We start from the raw sequence: 1165 nt of genomic DNA, 5'->3' as shown, positions 1-1165 counted from the left end.
AGAAGGTCGTCAGTATCGATCTGGTGACCGATTCGGTGGGTAATGCGTTGCCTACCAATGCGGATGTGAAGGTTCGCGGGTTGATCGTCGGTGAAGTGCGGTCGGCGTCGTCGGTGGACGGTGTGGTGACGGCGAAGTTGGCGATCGATCCGGACAAGGCCGATCTGATTCCGTCGAACGCGACGGCGCGGTTGCTGCCCAAGACGTTGTTCGGTGAGCGGTACGTGGCGTTGCAGATTCCCGAGAACGACACGGCGTCGCCGATCACCGACGGGACGGTGCTGAGGCAGGACACCAGCGGTAGCGCTATCGAGGTCGGGCAGTTGTTGGACAACTTGCTGCCGTTGCTCGAGGCGATTCCGCCGCAGGATCTGGCGAGCACGTTGGGTGCGTTGGCGCAGGGTCTGAGTGGTCGTGGTCAGGAGTTGGGGTTGACGATCGATCGGTTGGACACGATCTTCAAGGGTCTGAACACCGAGTTGCCGAACATTCAGGAGGATCTGCGTGGGTTGGCGGATTTCTCGCAGACGTATGCCGATGCGGGTCCGCAGTTGATCGATGCGCTGGACAATCTGTCGGTCACGGGGAACACGTTGGTCGAGCAGCGTCCGGCGGTGGATACGTTGATTTCGTCGTTGACGGCGACGAGTGCGTCGACGGCGGATTTTCTGCAGGCCAACGCGGACAATCTGATTCGGATCTCGGCGGATTCGCGGGAGGCGCTGGAGTTGTTGGCGCAGTATTCGCCGTCGTTCGGGTGTACGTTCGCCAATTTCGTGCCGGTGGTGCAGAACGCGCAGGACGTGATCGGTGTCGGTGACGAGTACCGAGGCATCAACGTGTCCGCTGCTTTCGTCAATCCGAAGGGGCGCTACCTTCCGAATCAGGACGAGCCGCGCCTGTTCGACAACCGCGGACCGCGTTGCTACACCCCGGCGGACACGGCTGCGGGGGAGTTCTTCCCGCAGTACCCGGGCGGATCGGCGAACGACGGTTCCTACCAGGTGCCGTCGAGGAACCCGGGACCGCAGGATGTTCCGGAACTGCCTGCTCCGCAGTACTCGCCGCTGCCGGGCATCGTCGAACAGACGCCGGTGTCCTACGCGGGCTCGGATTTCGAACGTGACACTCTCGCCGTGATCTACGGCGGGGCAACGGGAACCGC

The 1165-nt window shown here is 62.6% G+C and carries 1 protein-coding gene; it reads left to right on the top strand.

Annotated features, from left to right (window positions below; genetic code table 11):
* Positions 1–1165, top strand: a 1165-nt coding sequence (locus CH293_RS12075) for an MCE family protein (protein ID WP_141217173.1), incomplete at both ends; no start/stop codon positions are given.

This window comes from Rhodococcus sp. 14-2470-1b, from assembly GCF_002259415.1.
Taxonomy (GTDB): domain Bacteria; phylum Actinomycetota; class Actinomycetes; order Mycobacteriales; family Mycobacteriaceae; genus Rhodococcoides.
This window is presented reverse-complemented; position numbering and strand designations above follow the sequence as displayed.